The 17725-nt window shown below is 74.4% G+C and carries 14 protein-coding genes and 1 pseudogene; 11 read left to right on the top strand and 4 right to left on the bottom strand.

Annotated elements, in window-relative coordinates; all coding sequences use genetic code 11:
• Nucleotides 1-42 precede the first annotated feature (42 nt).
• Complete coding sequence (locus ACH4J0_RS04915; protein WP_396236522.1) at nt 43-783, top strand: class I SAM-dependent methyltransferase; 741 nt, start codon at nt 43-45, stop codon at nt 781-783.
• 40 nt (nt 784-823) lie between these two features.
• Here ACH4J0_RS04915 and ACH4J0_RS04910 read toward each other — a convergent pair whose 3' ends face one another.
• Nucleotides 824-1024: a hypothetical protein gene (locus ACH4J0_RS04910; RefSeq protein ID WP_396236268.1), complete on the bottom strand. Its 201-nt coding sequence runs from the start codon at nt 1022-1024 to the stop codon at nt 824-826.
• Between the two features lie 104 nt (nt 1025-1128).
• Here ACH4J0_RS04910 and cobU point away from each other — a divergent pair.
• From cobU to ACH4J0_RS04875, 7 genes and pseudogenes are all read left to right on the top strand, one after another.
• Nucleotides 1129-1701 (top strand): annotated as a pseudogene (gene cobU, locus ACH4J0_RS04905) (bifunctional adenosylcobinamide kinase/adenosylcobinamide-phosphate guanylyltransferase); the annotation flags it as partial.
• 11 nt (nt 1702-1712) lie between these two features.
• Complete coding sequence (locus tag ACH4J0_RS04900; protein ID WP_396236267.1) at nt 1713-2828, top strand: nicotinate-nucleotide--dimethylbenzimidazole phosphoribosyltransferase; 1116 nt, start codon at nt 1713-1715, stop codon at nt 2826-2828.
• A gap of 155 nt (nt 2829-2983) precedes the next feature.
• Nucleotides 2984-3775: an adenosylcobinamide-GDP ribazoletransferase gene (locus ACH4J0_RS04895; protein WP_396236266.1), complete on the top strand. Its 792-nt coding sequence runs from the start codon at nt 2984-2986 to the stop codon at nt 3773-3775.
• Nucleotides 3776-4033: 258 nt separating this feature from the next.
• Complete coding sequence (locus ACH4J0_RS04890) at nt 4034-5539, top strand: leucyl aminopeptidase (protein ID WP_396236265.1); 1506 nt, start codon at nt 4034-4036, stop codon at nt 5537-5539.
• 416 nt (nt 5540-5955) lie between these two features.
• On the top strand, nt 5956-7344 hold the full coding sequence (lpdA, locus tag ACH4J0_RS04885) for a dihydrolipoyl dehydrogenase (protein WP_396236264.1): 1389 nt from the start codon (nt 5956-5958) through the stop codon (nt 7342-7344).
• A 66-nt stretch (nt 7345-7410) separates the two neighbouring features.
• The gene (sucB, locus tag ACH4J0_RS04880) at nt 7411-9180 is read left to right on the top strand and encodes a 2-oxoglutarate dehydrogenase, E2 component, dihydrolipoamide succinyltransferase (protein ID WP_396236263.1); all 1770 of its coding nucleotides are present in this window, start codon (nt 7411-7413) and stop codon (nt 9178-9180) included.
• 134 nt (nt 9181-9314) lie between these two features.
• The gene (locus ACH4J0_RS04875; protein WP_396236262.1) at nt 9315-9833 is read left to right on the top strand and encodes a DUF4240 domain-containing protein; all 519 of its coding nucleotides are present in this window, start codon (nt 9315-9317) and stop codon (nt 9831-9833) included.
• Between the two features lie 4 nt (nt 9834-9837).
• Here the strand turns inward: ACH4J0_RS04875 and ACH4J0_RS04870 are convergent, their stop codons facing one another.
• Complete coding sequence (locus ACH4J0_RS04870) at nt 9838-10914, bottom strand: DUF2510 domain-containing protein (protein ID WP_396236261.1); 1077 nt, start codon at nt 10912-10914, stop codon at nt 9838-9840.
• Between the two features lie 145 nt (nt 10915-11059).
• A complete protein-coding gene (locus ACH4J0_RS04865; protein WP_396236260.1) occupies nt 11060-11560 on the bottom strand; it encodes a GNAT family N-acetyltransferase in 501 nt (166 codons plus the stop codon).
• 65 nt (nt 11561-11625) lie between these two features.
• Here ACH4J0_RS04865 and ACH4J0_RS04860 point away from each other — a divergent pair, with 65 nt between their 5' ends.
• Entirely contained in the window at nt 11626-12531 is a 906-nt protein-coding gene (locus tag ACH4J0_RS04860; protein ID WP_396236259.1) for a TIGR01777 family oxidoreductase, read from the top strand.
• 429 nt (nt 12532-12960) lie between these two features.
• A complete protein-coding gene (locus ACH4J0_RS04855) occupies nt 12961-14292 on the top strand; it encodes an NAD(P)/FAD-dependent oxidoreductase (RefSeq protein WP_396236258.1) in 1332 nt (443 codons plus the stop codon).
• Nucleotides 14293-14507: 215 nt separating this feature from the next.
• Here the strand turns inward: ACH4J0_RS04855 and ACH4J0_RS04850 are convergent, their stop codons facing one another.
• Nucleotides 14508-16415 (bottom strand): regulator, encoded by a 1908-nt coding sequence (locus ACH4J0_RS04850; protein WP_396236257.1) that lies wholly within the window; start codon nt 16413-16415, stop codon nt 14508-14510.
• Between the two features lie 310 nt (nt 16416-16725).
• Here ACH4J0_RS04850 and ACH4J0_RS04845 point away from each other — a divergent pair, with 310 nt between their 5' ends.
• A complete protein-coding gene (locus ACH4J0_RS04845) occupies nt 16726-17487 on the top strand; it encodes a 3-hydroxybutyrate dehydrogenase (RefSeq protein ID WP_396236256.1) in 762 nt (253 codons plus the stop codon).
• Nucleotides 17488-17725 lie beyond the last annotated feature (238 nt).

Genomic DNA, 17725 nt, shown 5'->3' with positions numbered 1-17725 from the left:
CCCTCCCGCAGCGGCTCCTTCGCCGGCGGCACCGGCGCCTGGCTGGACCGGCTCGGCGGGCTCCGCAACTTCGTCCGGCAGGAGCTGGTCTCCCGGCAGCTCGCCGAGCAGCTGGCCGGCCGCACCGCGCAGCGCGTCCTCGACATCGGCTGCGGGCAGGGCACCCAGGCCCTGCGACTGGCCCGGGCCGGCCACTACGTCACCGGGATCGACTCCGACCCGGTCGCGCTCGGCGTCGCCCAGGGGGCGCTCGCCGAGGAACCGCCCGAGGTGCGCGGCCGGATGCAGCTGCTCAGCGGCGACGGCCACCAGTGCGGGCGCTGGTTCGGCCCGCGCAGCTTCGACGTGGTGCTCTGCCACGGCGTCCTGATGTACCTGCCCGACCCGGACCCGATGATCGCCTCGCTGGCCCGGCTGCTGGCGCCCGGCGGGCTGCTCTCGCTGCTGGTCCGCAACCGCGACGCGCTCGCGCTGCGGCCCGCCGCCGCCGGGGACTGGCGGGCCGCCCTGCACGCCTTCGAGAGCGACCGGTACTACAACCGGCTCGGGCTGGCCGCCCGCGCCGACCGGCTCGCCGACCTGTCCGTCACCCTCTCCGAGGTGTCGGTGCCGCTGCGGCACTGGTACGGCGTCCGGGTCTTCACCGACAACGCCCCCGACGACGCCGCCCCGCCGGTGGACGGGCGGCAGCTGGCCCAGCTGCTGGAGGCCGAGGACCGGGCCTGCCGCACCGACCCGTACCGGCAGGTCGCGGCGCTGCTGCACGTGATCGGGGCGAAGTAGCGGTAGTCCGCCCCTCCCCTCCGAGCAGTGGCGGTGGGGCTCAGCCCTCGTGCAGGCTCATCCCGTAGACCTTGGCGCCGTCCTCCAGCAGGACCGCGGTGTCCACGCCCTCCTCGGCGAGCTGCTTCCAGGTCTCCCCGATCCAGGTCTCGGCGTCGCCCTGGCCCGCGAACTCCTCCTGGCCGAGGCTCGACGTCACCGCGCTGCCGTCCGCCTTCTCGTACCGCCACGTCCAGACCATGCCCGGCTCCTCCCACTGACGCTGCCCATGTGCTGCGCACCATAGCTTGCCCGGCCCGATCTTCCGTATGCCTGTCCGGCAGGATGGTCGCCATGGCGACCCACCCACCGCTCCCCCGCACGCTGCTGCTCGGCGGCGCGCGCTCAGGCAAGTCCACCCGCGCCGAGCAGCTGCTCGCGGACCGCCCCGACGTCCTGTACGTGGCCACCGGCGGCACCCGCGACGGCGACGCCGAGTGGTCCCAGCGGATCGCGCTGCACCGGGACCGCCGACCGGCGAGCTGGCGCACCGTCGAGACCTGCGAGCTGGAGGCCGTACTGGCCGACACCGACGACCCGGCCCCGGTGCTGATCGACTGTCTGGCGCTGTGGCTGACCGCCGTGATGGACGAGTGCGGCGCCTGGGACGACGAAGCGTGGGCCAACGGGGCCGAGGCGGCGGTGCAGCGCCGCTGCCAGGCGCTGGCCGCGGCCTGGGCGGCCACCGGGCGGGCGGTCGTCGCGGTGAGCAACGAGGTCGGCATGGGCGTCGTCCCGGCGACCGCCGCCGGCCGCCGGTTCCGAGACGCCCTGGGCCGGCTCAACATGGCCGTGGCGGACGCCTCGGAGCAGGTGCTCCTGGTCGTCGCCGGACAGGTTCTGACGGTCAAGCCCAGCCCGCACACCTGTGGCGTGTAGCCTTCCCGACGATGGACACGACCGTGGATCTCGATACGTTCTCCTCGCTCGTCGAGCGCCCCGACGACAGCGCCCGGCGCGCCGCCGAGGAGCGCTGGCAGGAGGCCGGGCGGCCGCGCGGCGGCCTCGGCAAGCTGGAGGAGCTGGGCAGCTGGCTCTCGTCCGTACAGGGGCGCTCCCCCGTGCGGCCCGTCTCGGCGCCCAAGGTGCTGCTGTTCGCCGCCGACCACGGCGTGGCCGCGCTCGGCGTCTCCCGGCTGCCCGCCCAGGGCGGCACCGCGGCCCGGGTGCGGGCGGTGCTCGACGGCTCCGCGCCTGTCGCCCGGCTGGCCGCGCGCTACGGCGCGGACCTGCGGGTGGTCGACGTCGCGGTGGACGCCGACCCCGCGGACTTCCCGGACGACGTGGTCGCCCACCGGATCCGGCGCGGCTCCGGCCGGATCGACATCGAGGACGCGCTCACCCCGGAGGAGACCGTACGGGCCTTCCGGGCCGGCATGGCCGTGGCCGACGAGGAGGCCGACTCCGGCACCGACCTGGTGCTGCTCGGCGACCTCGGCGTCGGCTCCACCACGGTGGCCGCCGTGCTGGTCGGCGCGCTGTGCGGCACGGACGCGGCCGCGGTCTGCGGGCGCGGCTCGGGCATCGACGACCGGGTGTGGATGGTCAAGTGCGCCACCATCCGGGACTCGCTGCGGCGGGCCCGGCCGGTGCTCGGCGACCAGCTGGCGCTGCTCGGCGCCACCGGCGGTGCCGACTTCGCCGCCATCACCGGGTTCCTGCTCCAGGCGGCCGTCCGACGGCTGCCGGTGGTGCTGGACGGCGTCGTCTCCTCGGCCTGCGCGCTGGTCGCCCAGCGGATCGCCTTCCGTGCGCCGGAGTGGTGGCGGGCCGGACAGTCCACCGGCGAGCCGGCCCAGGCGAAGGCGTACGACCGGCTGACCCTGACGCCGCTGCAGGACCAGGGGATCACCGTGGGCGAAGGCGTCGGCGCGGTACTCGCGCTGCCGCTGCTCCAGGCGGCGGGCGACGCGCTCGCCGACGAGGCACCGCAGCCGTTCGTGCCGTCGGCGCCGAGGGAGCAGCCGAAGCTGCCCTCGGCGGCCGACCTGCTGCGGAAGCTGTAGCACGGGGCGGGAGTCGGACGCTCCGGTACTCGACTCGGTGGTCGGGCTCCGGGGCCGTGGCTTCGGCTTCGCGCGGTCCCCGCGTCCCTTCCGGGGCGCGGGGATTCCGTCTGTTCGGGCGTCGGTCGGTGCGGTGTGGTGGAGGAGTGGGAGCGATGGCCGACGGCGGCGAGCGGGTCACGTGGGGAGAGGGGCTGCGGTTCGCGTTCGGGACTCTGTCGGTGCTGCGGGTCCGGGTGGAGCGGTGGGACCGGGCTGCGGGAGGCCGGGCGATGACGGCGGCTCCGGTGGTCGGGGCCGTCCTGGGCGCGATCGCCGCCGGGGCGGGGGCGCTGGTGGCCTGGCGGGCGGGCGGGCCGCTCGGGGCGGTGGCGGCGGTGGGGGCACTGGCCGCGCTGACCAGGGGGCTGCACCTGGACGGCCTGGCGGACGTCGCCGACGGGCTGGGCAGCGGCAAGCCCGCCGAGGACGCGCTGAAAATCATGAAGCAGTCCGACATCGGGCCGTTCGGTGTCCTGACCCTGGTCCTGGTGCTGCTGGCGCAGGTCGCCGCGCTGGCCGGGCAGTTCGGGCACTCGGTGCCGCGCGGCGCGCTCGCGGTGCTCGCCTCGGCGGTGGCCGCCCGGTGCGCGCTCGCCTGGGGCTGCCTGCGGTCCGTTCCGGCCGCCCGTCCGGGCGGACTCGGAGCGATGGTCGCGGGCACCGTACCGCCCGCCGGGGCCGCCGCCGGGACGGCCCTCGCGGCGCTCGCCCTGGCCGCGTGCGGAGCGTTCGACGGGTGGTCAGCCCTGCGCCTGCCTCTGGCCGTTGTGTTCGGAGCGGGCTGTGCCCGACTGCTGCTCCGACGGTGTGTCCGCCGGTTCGGCGGGATCACCGGGGACGTGCTCGGCGCGATGGCGGAAACCGCCGCGACCGGGACGCTGTTCGCCCTGGCGTTGCTCGGCTGACACCGGGCGGCGCGTGATCCCACCATGCGGACTACCATGCGTGAAGCACCGCAGCCCTGCACCGTGGCAGGTCCTGCCCGCCCGGCGCGCACCGAGGAGCCGGGGCCTCTGGTGTGCGCGGCCGCCGCCGGCGGACGCGCGCGCCAGGGGGCCCGGAACCGCGGGGGCCGCCGGCGGACGGCCTGCGACGGCGGGTTGCGCCGGTGCGGCAGTCACGCCGCGACCGGCCGTGGACCGCGAAAGAACAGGACGCATTACGTGACTGCATTGTCTGTGAGCACCTCCTCCGCCGCCTCTCTGCGCGCGGACGCCCTGGTGGTCGGTGTCGCTAAGGGCCCCAAGGGCATTGTGCTGGCCCCCGGCGCCGAGGCCGTGAACGAGGCGTTCGAGGGCAAGCTGGCCGAGGTCCTCGGCACCCTGGGCGCGACCGGCGCCGAGGGCGAGACCGTCAAGGTGGCCTCCCCCGCCGGCCTGAAGGCCGCACTCGTGCTCGCGGTCGGCCTCGGCGAGGCGGCCGAGGACGGTTACGAGCTGGAGGCGCTGCGCCGCGCCGCCGGTGCCGCCGCCCGCACCCTGGCCGGCGCGAAGAAGGCCGCGCTGACCCTGCCGGCCGAGTCCGCGGAGGAGGTCGAGGCGGTCGCGCTGGGCGCCCTGCTCGGCTCGTACGCCTTCGGCACCTACAAGGGCAACGGCAACGGCAAGGAGCCGGTCGGCGAGCTGGTCGTGCTGACCGTCCGCAAGGGCAGCAAGGACGCCAAGGCCGCCGTGGAGCGGGCCGCCGCGATCGGCGAGGAGATGAACCGCGCCCGCGACCTGGTCAACACCGCCCCGAACGACCTGACCCCGAAGAGCTTCGCCGCGATCGCCCAGGCGGCCGGCAAGGAGCACGGCCTCAAGGTCGAGGTGCTGGACGAGAAGGCGCTGACCAAGGGCGGCTTCGGCGGCCTGCTGGGCGTCGGCAACGGCTCGACCAACCCGCCGCGGCTGGTGAAGGTGGCCTACACCCACCCGAAGGCGAAGGCCTCGCTGGCCTTCGTCGGCAAGGGCATCACCTACGACTCTGGCGGCATCTCGCTGAAGCCGGCCGGCCACAACGAGACCATGAAGTGCGACATGGCCGGCGCCGCCGCCGTGTTCGCCGCCGTGGTGGCCGCCAAGCGCCTGGGCCTGGCCGTCAACGTGACCGCCTGGCTGGCGCTGGCCGAGAACATGCCGTCCGGCTCGGCCACCCGCCCGGGTGACGTGCTGCGCATGTACGGCGGCAAGACCGTCGAGGTGCTGAACACGGACGCCGAGGGCCGCCTGGTGCTGGCCGACGCGATCGTCAAGGCCGGCGAGGAGAACCCGGACGTCATCGTCGACGTGGCGACCCTGACCGGCGCCATGGTGCTGGCCCTGGGCACCCGCACCTTCGGCGTGATGGCCAACAACGACGAGCTGCGCGAGAACCTGCACGCCCTCGCGGGCGAGGTCGGCGAGCAGTCCTGGCCGATGCCGCTGCCGGCCGAGCTCAAGAAGGGCATGACCGACTCGACCATCGCCGACCTGGCCAACATGGGCGAGCGGATGGGCGGCGGCCTGGTGGCCGGCCTGTTCCTCAAGGAGTTCGTGGCCGAGGGCATCGACTGGGCGCACCTGGACATCGCCGGCCCGGCGTTCCACGAGAGCGCGCCGTTCGGCTACACCCCGAAGGGCGGCACCGCGAGCGCGGTGCGCACCCTGGTCCGCTTCGCCGAGCAGACCGCTGCCAACGGCAAGGCCTGATCCCGGCCCCGGTCCCCGCGGACCTGAGCCCCGACGGGGGCCCGGTGCACACGCGCCGGGCCCCCGTCGGCGTTCCCGCGGGTTACCTGCGAGTAGGCGGGGACGGCCCACCGCACCTCTGTTCGCCACTGGCGAAACTTTGTTCCGCACAGCGGAAGAGGCCGTGGCCAACCGCGCGGAAGACGCCCGTCCGGCGGCTGCCAACAAGGCCTTGAGCTGCGATGATGCCCTTCCGTCGAGGGTGTTCCCGCCCCGGTGACCGCTCCTTGGAACACCCCTGGGGTGGGCCCGGACATCAGCCACCGCGAACAAGTGCGAAGATGTATTTCCGGCACGACTGGGCGCCCCACAAAGGCTTCCGACCCACCGGACCGCGACCGGCCCGGCGACCCACCCCATTGCATGGAGGACGTGACGTGGCGAACGACGCCAGCACCGTTTTCGACGTAGTCATTCTCGGAGGCGGAAGCGGCGGTTACGCCGCGGCGCTCCGCGCCGCTCAGCTGGGTCTGAGCGTTGCCCTGGTCGAGAAGGGTGAGCTGGGCGGCACCTGCCTGCACCGCGGCTGCATCCCGACCAAGGCCCTGCTGCACGCCGCCGAGATCGCGGACGAGACGAAGGAGGCCGCCGAGTTCGGCGTTCTGGCCACCTTCCAGGGCATCGACATCAACGGCGTCCACAAGTACAAGGACGACGTCATCGCCGGCCTGTACAAGGGTCTCCAGGGCCTGGTGGCGTCCCGCAAGGTCACCTTCATCCAGGGCGAGGGCAAGCTCTCCTCGCAGACCTCGGTTGACGTGAACGGCCAGCGCATCGAAGGCCGCCACATCGTCCTGGCCACCGGTTCAGTGCCGCGCTCGATCCCGGGCCTGGAGATCGACGGCAACCGCGTGATCTCCTCGGACCACGCCCTCAAGCTCGACCGGATCCCGAAGTCGGCCGTCATCCTGGGCGGCGGCGTCATCGGCGTCGAGTTCGCCTCGGTCTGGAAGTCCTTCGGCGTCGACGTCACCATCGTCGAGGCGCTGCCGCACCTCGTCCCGCTGGAGGACGAGAACTCCTCCAAGCTCCTTGAGCGCGCCTTCCGCAAGCGCGGCATCAAGTTCGAGCTGAAGGCCCGCTTCTCGGGCGTCGAGTACACCGAGACCGGTGTCCGTGTCTCCACCGAGAACGGCAAGCAGATCGACGCCGACCTGCTGCTCGTCGCCATCGGCCGCGGCCCGGTCTCGGCCGGCCTGGGATACGAGGAGAACGGCGTCGCGATGGACCGCGGCTACGTCCTGGTCGACGAGTACATGCGCACCAACGTGCCCACCATCTCGGCCGTCGGCGACCTCGCCCCGACCCTGCAGCTCGCCCACGTCGGCTTCGCCGAGGGCATCCTGGTCGCCGAGCGCCTGGCCGGCCTCAAGCCGGTGCCGATCGACTACGACGGCGTCCCGCGCGTGACCTACTCCAACCCGGAGGTCGCCTCCGTCGGCATCTCCGAGGCGAAGGCCGTCGAGCTGTACGGCAAGGAGAAGGTCGTCACCCTGAAGTACAACCTGGCCGGCAACGGCAAGAGCAAGATCCTGAAGACCGCCGGCGAGATCAAGCTCGTCCAGGTCAAGGACGGCGCCGTGGTCGGCGTCCACATGGTCGGCGCCCGCATGGGCGAGCAGGTCGGCGAGGCCCAGCTGATCTACAACTGGGAGGCCCTGCCGGCCGAGGTCGCGCAGCTCATCCACGCCCACCCGACCCAGTCCGAGGCCCTGGGCGAGGCGCACCTGGCGCTGGCCGGCAAGCCGCTGCACGCGCACGACTGATCGCGCCCACCACCCCCCGTTTCCAGTACTTCCCGTACGCAAGACTTGATAGGAGTCGCTGAAACCATGGCGGTCTCAGTAACACTGCCCGCGCTGGGCGAGAGCGTTTCCGAGGGCACCGTCACCCGTTGGCTGAAGGCCGAGGGTGAGCGTGTCGAGGTCGACGAGCCGCTACTCGAGGTCTCGACCGACAAGGTCGACACCGAGATTCCGGCTCCGGCTTCCGGCATCCTCTCCTCGATCAAGGTCGGCGAGGACGAGACCGTCGAGGTCGGCGCCGAGCTGGCGGTCATCGACGACGGCTCGGGCGCCCCGGCCGCTGCCGCCGCCCCGGCTGCCGAGGCTGCCGCTCCGGCCGCCCCGGCTCCGGTCGCCGCCCCGGCTCCGGTCGCCGCTCCGGCTCCGGCCGCCGAGGCCCCGGCTGCTCCGGCTGCTCCGGCCGGCGACGCCACCCCGGTGCTGCTGCCCGCGCTGGGCGAGTCGGTCACCGAGGGCACCGTCACCCGCTGGCTGAAGGCCGAGGGTGAGACGGTCGAGGTCGACGAGCCGCTGCTCGAGGTCTCGACCGACAAGGTCGACACCGAGATCCCGTCGCCGGTCGCCGGTGTCGTCGTCAAGATCCTGGTCGGCGAGGACGAGACCGCCGAGGTCGGCGCCCAGCTCGCGCTGATCGGTGCCCCGGGTGCCGCCGCTGCCGCCCCGGCCGCTGCCCCGGCTCCGGCTGCCGCCCCGGCTCCGGCTCCGGTTGCCGCTCCGGCCCCGGCTCCGGTTGCCGCTCCGGCCCCGGCCGCCCCCGCCGCCCCGGCTCCGGCTCCGGTCGCCGCTGCTCCGGCCCCGGCTCCGGCTGCTGCTCCGGCCGCGCCCACCCCGGTTGCCGCCCCGGCCGCTCCGGCCGCCCCGGTGGCCGACAGCGGGGACGCCTACGTCACCCCGCTGGTGCGCAAGCTCGCCGCCGAGCACGGTGTCGAGCTGTCCTCCGTCGCCGGCACCGGCGTCGGCGGCCGCATCCGCAAGCAGGACGTCATCGCCGCCGCGGAGGCCGCCAAGGCCGCTCCGGCCCCGGCCGCCGCTGCCGCCCCGGCCGCCGCGCCGAAGGCCGCCGCCGCGCCGTCCGCCCTGCGCGGTCAGACGGTCAAGATGACCCGCATGCGCAAGGTCATCGGCGACAACATGATGAAGGCCCTGCACGAGCAGGCGCAGCTGACCAGCGTGGTCGAGGTGGACGTCACCAAGATCATGTCGCTGCGCGCCAAGGCCAAGGACGGCTTCCTCGCCCGCGAGGGCGTCAAGCTCTCCCCGATGCCGTTCTTCGTCAAGGCCGCCGCCCAGGCGCTGAAGGTCCACGCGGTCGTCAACGCGCGGATCAACGAGGCCGAGGGCACCATCACCTACTTCGACTCCGAGAACATCGGCATCGCGGTGGACTCCGAGAAGGGTCTGATGACCCCGGTCATCAAGGGTGCGGGCGACCTCAACATCGCCGGCATCTCGAAGAAGACCGCCGAGCTGGCCGCCAAGGTCCGCGACAGCAAGATCACCCCGGACGAGCTGTCCGGCGCCACCTTCACCATCAGCAACACCGGCTCGCGCGGTGCGCTGTTCGACACCGTGATCGTGCCGCCGAACCAGGCCGCCATCCTGGGCATCGGCGCCACCGTCAAGCGCCCGGTGGTCATCGAGGCCGACGGCGGCACCGCCATCGGCATCCGCGACATGACCTACCTGTCGCTCTCCTACGACCACCGCCTGGTGGACGGCGCCGACGCCGCCCGCTACCTGGTCGCGGTCAAGGAGATCCTGGAGGCCGGCGAGTTCGAGGTCGAGCTCGGCCTGTAGGGCAGCACGGCTGGACACAGCCTACGGAACCCCGCGCCGTCCCCGGACGACGCGGGGTTCCGCCGTTCCGGGGTGCGCTTTCCGCCGGGTCATGGCATGCGTGGAGGCGGCGGAACAGGGATGCTTGAGCGGTGATGGACGAGACCGACTTCTGGCAGATCATCGACGACACCTGGGAGGCCGCCGACGGCGATCCCGACGAACAGGCCGAGCGGCTGGTGGAGCGCCTCGTCCAGCTGACCCCGGACGACGTGATCGACTTCGCCCGGCTGTTCGAGGCCCGGTTCCAGCGCGCCTACCGCCACGACCTGTGGGGCGCGGCCCAGCTGCTGCTGGACGGCGCCTCCGAGGAGACCTTCGACTACTTCCGCTGCTGGCTGATCGGCCAGGGCAGGGAGGTCTTCGAGGGCGGGCTGGCCGAACCGGACGACCTGGCGGACCTGCTGCCGGAGTTCGACGAGGAGGAGGACGGCGAGGCCGAGGACCTCGGCTACGCCGCCGACGAGGCGTACGAGCAGCTGACCGGCCTGCCGCTGCCGGACGTGGGCGGGCGGCAGGCGGGGCGGCCGTCCGGGGCACCACTGGACTTCGAGGACCCGGACGTCATGGCGAAGCGCTTCCCCAAGCTCTGGGAGCGCTACGGCGACCAGTAGCGGTTCAGGTGCTGCTGCCGGAGGAGCCGTCCTGCTTGATGCCCTTGAGGATCTGGTCCAGCACCGAGACGTCCGGCGCGGCCGGATCGTCGTCCACGCCGCCCTCGAAGACCACGTAGCCGCCGCCCTTGGCCGGGACGGCGGCCAGCAGCACGTAGCCCTGGGTGCCGTCCGAGGTGCGGACGTGCCAGCGGGTGGCGTAGCCGAGCACGCCGGCGACGCTGACGTAGCCGGAGCCGGAGTCGGTATGGGAGGTGATCCCGCTGAAGATCGTCCCGGCGTAGGCCGGCATCGCGGCGTCGGCGGCCCCCTTGGGGGTGTCGCCCTGGACGGTGTCCTTCTCGATCGAGAACTGGCCGCGGATGCAGGAGTTGCCGTCGGCGCAGGAGTAGCGGCCGCTGCCGAGGTAGACGGTGGAGTGGGCGGAGTTGGTCGCGGCGTCCCAGCCGTCGAACACCGGGACGGTGATCGCGTGCTGCGGGTCCGGGACCGTGCTCTTGAGGGACGGGACGGGCTTGGGCGTCGGGCTGGTCCGGGTCGGGGTGGGGCTCGGCGAGGGGCTGTCGCTCTGGGTGACGGTGACCGTGGGGTTCGGGGTGGGGTCCGCCTTCGGGTCGCCGCCGTTGCTGAGCACCAGTCCGGCGATGATCCCGCCCACCGCCAGCACGGCGACCGTGATGCCGACGACCACGCCGGTCCTGTTCCGCCCGGAGCCGGTCGGCGGCGGGTAGCCGTAGGCCGCGCCCGGGTAGGCCTCCTGGCCGGGGTACGGCGGCTGGCCCGGGTACGGCGCCTGGCCGGGGTAGCCGTAGCCGGGGCCCTGGGCCGCGTCCTGGCCGGGGTAGCCGTAGCCGGGGGCGGGTGAGCCGCTCTGCGCCGGGTAGCCGTGGCCGGGCTGCTGCTGGTGCTGCGGCGTGGGGGGCTGCCAGGTCTGGGTCGGCGCGTCGGCGACCTGTCCGGCGCCGCCCTGGAGCGGCCGGACGTCGTTGGTCCAGGCCTTGCCGTCCCACCAGCGCTCGTGACCGGGCGCGCCGTCCGCACCGGGGACCGGGTACCACCCGGGAGGCGTCGAGTTGCTCACGGGCGTACGGTACCCGGCGGCGTGCCGCTCCAGACAGGGCAGGTACGTCACGACTCTGCAGCGCCCGTCCTGATGCGGCGTCAGTCTTCTGCGGGGCGGGTTCGGTGCGGGTCGGGCGCGGCTTCGGTCCGGGTTCGGCGCCGGTTCAGTCGGTGAGCCGGCGGGCCATCCAGACGTCGTCCACATAGCGGCCGTCGATCAGGAACTCCTCGGCCAGCACGCCCTCGACCACGAAGCCGCAGCTCTCGTACAGCCGACGGGCCGGGGCGTTCCAGCCGAGCACCCGGAGGCCGAGCTTGCGGGCGCCCCCGGCCCGGGCCTGCGCGCAGGCCGCCTCGACCAGCCGCCGGCCGATGCCCCGGCCGCGCACCGTGTCGTGGACGGCCAGGCCCTGGATCTGCCGGACGTGCCGGTTGGCGGCCAGCCGGGTTGCCGGGACCTGGCGGACGTAGCCGACGATCCGGCCGTCCAGGACGGCGAGCAGGTACTGCTCGGGGGTGTGCCGCTCGTCGAAGACCCCGTCCTCGGCGGCCGGCTGCGGGGAGACGTCGGACAGGGTGGACCAGGAGGCGCGGTTGAGCGCGGCGAGGCCGTGCTCGTCCTCGGGCCGGGCCGGGCGGATGGTCAGATCGTCATCGCGGGTCATGCTGCGTGATGCTAATGGGGCGCGTGCTAAAGGTGACAGGTGATGAGAACTGCGAGGATGGGCCCATGCGCATCGCTGTCACAGGCTCCACGGGATTGATCGGTTCGGCGCTCGTCCGCTCGCTGCTGGCGGACGGCCACGAGGTGGTGCGGCTGGTCCGGCACCGTTCCAGGACGGGACCGCAGCCCGACGGCAGCACGGCGATCGGCTGGAACCCGCTGCTCGGCGAGGTCGACCGGAACGGGCTCGCCGGCGTCGAGGCGGTGGTGCACCTGGCCGGCGCCGGAGTCGGCGACCGCCGCTGGTCGGACTCCTACAAGCGGGAGATCCGGGAGAGCCGGGTGTACGGCACCGAGACGCTGGCGGTGGCACTGGCGGCGCTCGCGGAGCCGCCGCGGGTCCTGCTCAGCGCCTCCGCGGTCGGCTGGTACGGGCAGACCGGCGACCGGGTGATCGACGAGGACTCCCCCGCCGGGGACGACTTCCTGGCCGAGGTCTGCCTGGAGTGGGAGGCCGCCGCGCGGCCGGCCGAACGGGCCGGGATCCGGGTCGTCCACCCGCGCACCGGGATGGTGCTCTCCGCCGCGGGCGGGGCGGGCGGACGGCTGTTCCCGCTGTTCAAGCTGGGTCTGGGCGGGCGGCTCGGCAGCGGCCGGCAGTACTGGAGCTACATCTCGCTGGCCGACGAGGTCTCCGCGTTGCGGTTCCTGATCGACCGGGAGGACCTCTCCGGCGCCTTCAACCTCACCGCGCCGGAACCGGCCACCAACGCGGAGCTGACCGCGGCGATCGGCCGGGCGCTGCGGCGGCCGACGCCGTTCCCGGTGCCGGAGGCCGTGCTGGAGGTGGTGCTCGGGGAGCTGGCCGTCGAGGTGGTCGGCAGCCACCGGGTGGTGCCGCGGCGGCTGTTGGACGCGGGCTTCCGGTTCGCGCACCCCGACCTGGACTCGGCGGTGCGGGCGGCGCTGTGAGGCGACTCCGGGCGGCACCGTGCCAGGCCCGGCGCGAAGTGCTTCGTGAGTCGCTTCACGAAGCGCTGCCGGGCGGCACCGTGACGGTCCTTCCTGCGTAGTCCCGCTACGGCATTCGCCCTGGCCAGGGGCATATGCCGGGCGGAGCCGGAGGGGTCTCCGGGAGGGGGCGCACGGGAGCACACGGCGGGCGCGTCGCACGCCCCCGGTGACCGTGCGCGCCCGTCTGCCCGGCAACCCGGCCGCCACGGCGCACTGTCCGTGACCGCGCCCCCGCCCGGTGCCGCACAACCCCTTCCGACCCCCGCATCGAGCCCATCGTGCTTGTCTGATGGTCACACTGACTGGGCATCACCTTCCTCGGACCGTGTCCCGGCACCCCGCTGCCTGCGTCGGCCGGAGCCCCGGGACCAGGGAGGGAGCACCCCAGTGCCCACGTACGACTTCACCCGCCGCGCCCGGCGACCGTCCGACCCGGACGTCGTCGTGGTCGGTGCCGGACTCGCGGGCCTGGCCGTCGCCCGCGCACTCACCGGCCGCGGCCTCACCGTTCAGGTCCTGGAGACCACCGACCGGATCGGCGGCCGCATGGCCACCCGCGCAGTGGACGGTTTCCGCCTCGACGACGGCAGCCACCTGCTGAACACCGCCTTCCCCGAGCTGCGCCGGGCGCTCGACCTCGACCGCCTGGACCTGCGCCCGCTCGCTCCCGGCGTGCTCGTGCACAGCGCCGGCCGCCGCTACCGTGCCGGGGACCCGCAGCTCACCGCCGCCCGGCAGGCCGCACTCCGGGCCCCGCTCGGCAGCCCGCTGGACAAGGCCCGCCTCGGCAGCTGGCTCGGCCGGATCGCCACCGCCCCGGTCGGCCGGCTCCCGGGCCGCCCGGAGACCACCACCGCCCGCGCGCTGACCGGCCACGGACTCTCCCCGCGCAGCATCGACGGCTTCCTGCGCCCGCTGCTCAGCGCCCTGCTCAGCGATCCGGCCCTCGGCACCAGCAGCCGGATCGCCGGCCTGGTGCTGCGCTCGTACGCGCGCGGCCGGCTCTGTCTGCCCGCCGACGGGATCGCGGCCGTGCCTGCCCAACTGGCCGCCGCACTGCCCGCCGGCACCGTACGGACCGGGGTGCAGGTCACCTCGATCGGCGCCGACGGCGTGGAGACCCTCGCCCACGGACGGATCGGCGCCCAGGCCGTGGTGGTCGCCACCGACTCCCGCTCCGCCGCCGAACTGCTGCCAGGGCTAAGGCTGCCGGACTTCCACCCCGTCACCACCTTCTTCCACGCCGCCGACCGCGCCCCACTGAACGAGGCCGTCCTGCTGCTCGACGCCGACCGCCCGAACGGGCACCCACCGCTGGTCTCGCACTCGTTGGTGCTCAGCGAGCTGCACCCGTCCTACGCCCCGGCCGGACAGTCGCTGGTCGCCACCACCGTGCTCGGCCGGCGCTCCTTCGACGCGGGCGGCCCGGCCGGGCTGGAACCGGCCGTCCGGGCCCGGCTCGCCGAGCTGTACGGCACCTCGACGGCGGACTGGCAGTTCCTCAGCGTGCGGCACGTCCCGGACGCCCTGCCCGCGATGCCGCCGCCGCACAACCCCCGCCGCCCGGTGCGGCTGCTGGCCGGGCTGTACGTCGCCGGGGACCACCGGGACACCAGCACGGTGCAGGGCGCGCTGGTCTCCGGCCGGCGGGCGGCGCAGGCGGTGCTGGGCGACCTGGGGCTGCCGGCCGGTTCGCGGGAGGCGGAGGCTGCGGCCTGAAGGGCGCCGGTTTCACCGGACTGGTCATCAGGTGGTGCTCCGCGCGCTGATCCGGCCGGTGCTCCCGGCGGTGCTCCGGGCACTTCTCCGACCGGTGCGGGCACGCGGGCGGTCCGCCGCGGCGACGGACCGACGGGGTGCCGGGGCGCCCGGGGGTCCGGGCCGAGAGCTGGTGGGCTCCCGGCCCGGTTGCCCTTCGGGCGGCAGGGCGCGGTTCAGATCACGCCCGCCTGGCGGGCCGTCTCCTCGAAGGCGCGGGCCACCTGGCTGCCCCGGTACGGGGTGAGGCGGCGGTGGAAGTCCCGGACGTACTCCAGCGAGCGGGCCGAGCGCATCTCCCCCGCCGCCCGCAGCGCGTCGGTGGCCGTGGTGCAGGCCTCGTCGAGGTCCCCCATGCCGAGCCGGGCGGTGGCCAGCACCAGCCGGCAGAAGATCCGGCTGCGCGCGTAGGCGGGCGAGCGCAGCCGCAGCGACTTCTCGGCGTGCTGCGCGCAGGTGCGCCACTGCTGGAGGTCGCGGTAGCAGTGGGCGAACTCGTCGGAGAGCTGGGCCTCGTCGAAGTACCGCGCCCAGGAGGGCAGTTCGTCGCCCGTCCGGGAGGCCGCGAGCGAGCGCTCGGCCCGTACCAGCGCGGTGGTGCAGGAGCGGACGTCGCCCAGCAGGCCGTGCCCGCGCGCCTCGGCGGCGTGCATCAGCGACTGGACCACCGGCGGGACGGCGGTGCCGACGCCCTGCTGGGCGACCCGGGCGAGCTGGACGGCCTCCCGGCCGTGGCCCAGGTGGACGGCCTGCTGGCTCATCGTCACCAGGACGTAGCCGCCGAGCGCGCGGTCCCCGGCAGCCTGGGAGAGGCGCAGCGCCTGGACGAAGTAGCGCTGGGCGAGGCCGTGCGCGGCGATGTCGAAGGACGTCCAGCCGGCCAGCCTGGTCAGGTCGGCGACGGCTCCGAACAGGGCCCGGCCGATCTGCTCGCCGTAGCGGCCGCGCAGCATCGGCTCGGCCTCGCTCTCCAGGTAGCGGACCAGCGCCTGGCGGGCGTGGCCGCCGCCGTAGGCGTGGTCGAGCGCGCGGAAGAGGTCGCCGACGGCGCGGATGGCGGCGATGTCGCCGCGGCCGACCCGCAGGGCGGGGCGGGCCTCGCGGGTCGGGTCGGTGTACGGCGGCTCGACGACGGCCGGCGGGCGGCGGCTCTGGGTGGGCACCCGGCCGATGGTCGCGGCGGTGCCGGTGGTTCCGGCGGTGCTGCGGGCGCCGGGGGTGCCCGGGGCTCCCAGGGCTCCCGGGCCGCCGACGGGCTGGGTTCGCGCCGGGCCCAGGACGGGCGCGCCCGGGGCGGTGGGTGCCGGTGCCGCGGCGGTGCCGGGTGGACCGGCGGCGTCCGGGCGGGCCAGGGTGGAGCCGTCCCGGGCGACCCGCTCGTCGGTGCGGCCGATCAGCCAGTCCCGGCTGGGGACGACCAGGCCGGCCGGGGTGAAGGCGATCCGGCGCAGCTCGGACTGGGGGCCGTTGTCCTTGCGCCACATGCTCGCCACGATGTCCACCGCCTCCTGCGGGGTCTCGGCGAACTCCAGGCCCGCGTAGACCGGGGCGCAGGCGTCCAGACCGAGGTCCTGGGCGGTGAGGCGGCGGCCGAGGCGGCGGGTGAAGACCTCGGCGATCAGCGCCGGGGTGGCGCCGCGGGGCTGCTGTCCGCGCAGCCAGCGGGTGACCGAGGTCTTGTCGTAGCGCAGGTCGAGGCCGTGCTCCAGGCCGAGCTGGTCGACCCGGCGGGCCAGTCCGGCGTGCGAGAAGCCGGCCTCCTCGATCAGGGCGGCGAGCTGGCCGTTCTGCGGCGTCGGGCCGGAGTGGCCGGAGTGGCCGGTGTGGCTGCCGTGGCCGCTGGTGGTCGCGGGGGCGGCGGTGGCTTCGTGCCGGGCGGGTGTGGCCTGCGCGGGCAGCCGCAGTTCGTCGGCGGTCGGGGCGTCCGCGGTCAGCTTGTCAGCGGTCAGCGTGTCGCCGGTCAGGGTGTCGGCGGTCAGGGCGTCGGGGGCGTCCGGAAGGGCCCGGCCGACCGGGCCTCGGCGCTGGCCGAGCGGGTCGAGCGGTCCGTACGCCGGGCTGTCGGTTGCAGGCCGTTGGGGCATGTCAGTCAACACCTCTCGGACGTCGCACCGGGCTCCACCAGCACTTCGGCTCGCCCGGGGCGGCGCCCCCTGTCGGGAATCGGCGTGAATGTAGCGAGCATTCGGGCGCTATGGGTGGATCTGACCGAGCAATCCTCCGAACGGGTGAAGCAACCGCGCCCATTGTGGGGAAGCGAGGTCAGGATGGGTTTGGCCTTCCGGGGTCGAACCGTCGATCGAGGCTCGTAGTGGTTGCCGCCATGGCCGACGGGCCTGCTGTGTCGGTCCGCCACATGGGAGCCGCGCCGCCGGATTCCTACCGTTCTCGGCCATGGACACCTCTTCCGCCCGCCCGCTCGACGGCCGCACGGCCCTGGTCACCGGGGCCGCCTCCGGCATCGGCCGGGCCTGTGCCGAAGCCCTCGCCGGGGCCGGCGCCCGGGTCTACGTCGTCGACCTCGCGGCAGGCCCGGCCCGGGACCTCGCGGACCGGATCGGCGGGCACGCGATCGTCGCGGACCTCGCCGACGCCGAGGCCGTGGACGCCCTGCCGGCCGACGCCGACATCGTGGTCAACAACGCCGGCCTCCAACACGTCGCGCCCGTGCACGAGTTCCCCGTCGAGCGCTTCACCCTCATCCAACGCGTCATGGTCGAGGCCCCGTTCCGCATCCTGCGCCGCACGCTGCCCCACATGTACGAGCGGCAGTGGGGCCGGATCGTCAACGTCTCCTCCGTCCACGGCCTGCGCGCCAGCGCCTTCAAGTCCGCGTACGTCACCGCCAAGCACGCCCTGGAGGGCCTCAGCAAGACCGTCGCCCTGGAGGGCGCCCCGCACGGCGTCACCAGCAACTGCCTCAACCCGGGGTACGTCCGAACCCCCTTGGTGGAGAAGCAGATCGCCGCCCAGGCGCTGGCCCACGGCATCCCCGAGGACGAGGTCGTCGAACGCGTCATGCTCGACCGCACCGCCGTCAAGCGCCTCATCGAACCCGCCGAAGTCGCCCAACTCGCCCTCTGGCTCTGCACCCCACCCGCCGCCTACATCACCGGCGCCAGCCTCCCCATCGACGGCGGCTGGACGGCGCACTGATCTCCCGCCGGTCCTTGGGGCATTCGACCTGGAAACAGGACGACGAGCGGGCCGGCCCCTGCGGCCCCTCGGGAATCCGAGGGGCCGCAGGAAGTCGGACCCGCCGGTTTCCCGCGCACAAGAGCCCCCTCGGCCCGGGGGGCCGGCGCCCCCGCGGGGCGCGGGGCGGCCGGTGAGAGGAGCCCCCCCCAAACCAGGGGGGGGGGAGGGCGGCCCCCCCACGCCCCACCACCCGCAC

This window comes from Kitasatospora sp. NPDC017646, assembly GCF_044329365.1.
Classification (GTDB): Bacteria; Actinomycetota; Actinomycetes; order Streptomycetales; family Streptomycetaceae; genus Kitasatospora.
The sequence above is the reverse complement of the archived record's forward strand: the minus strand, read 5'-3'. Positions and strand labels throughout refer to the sequence as shown.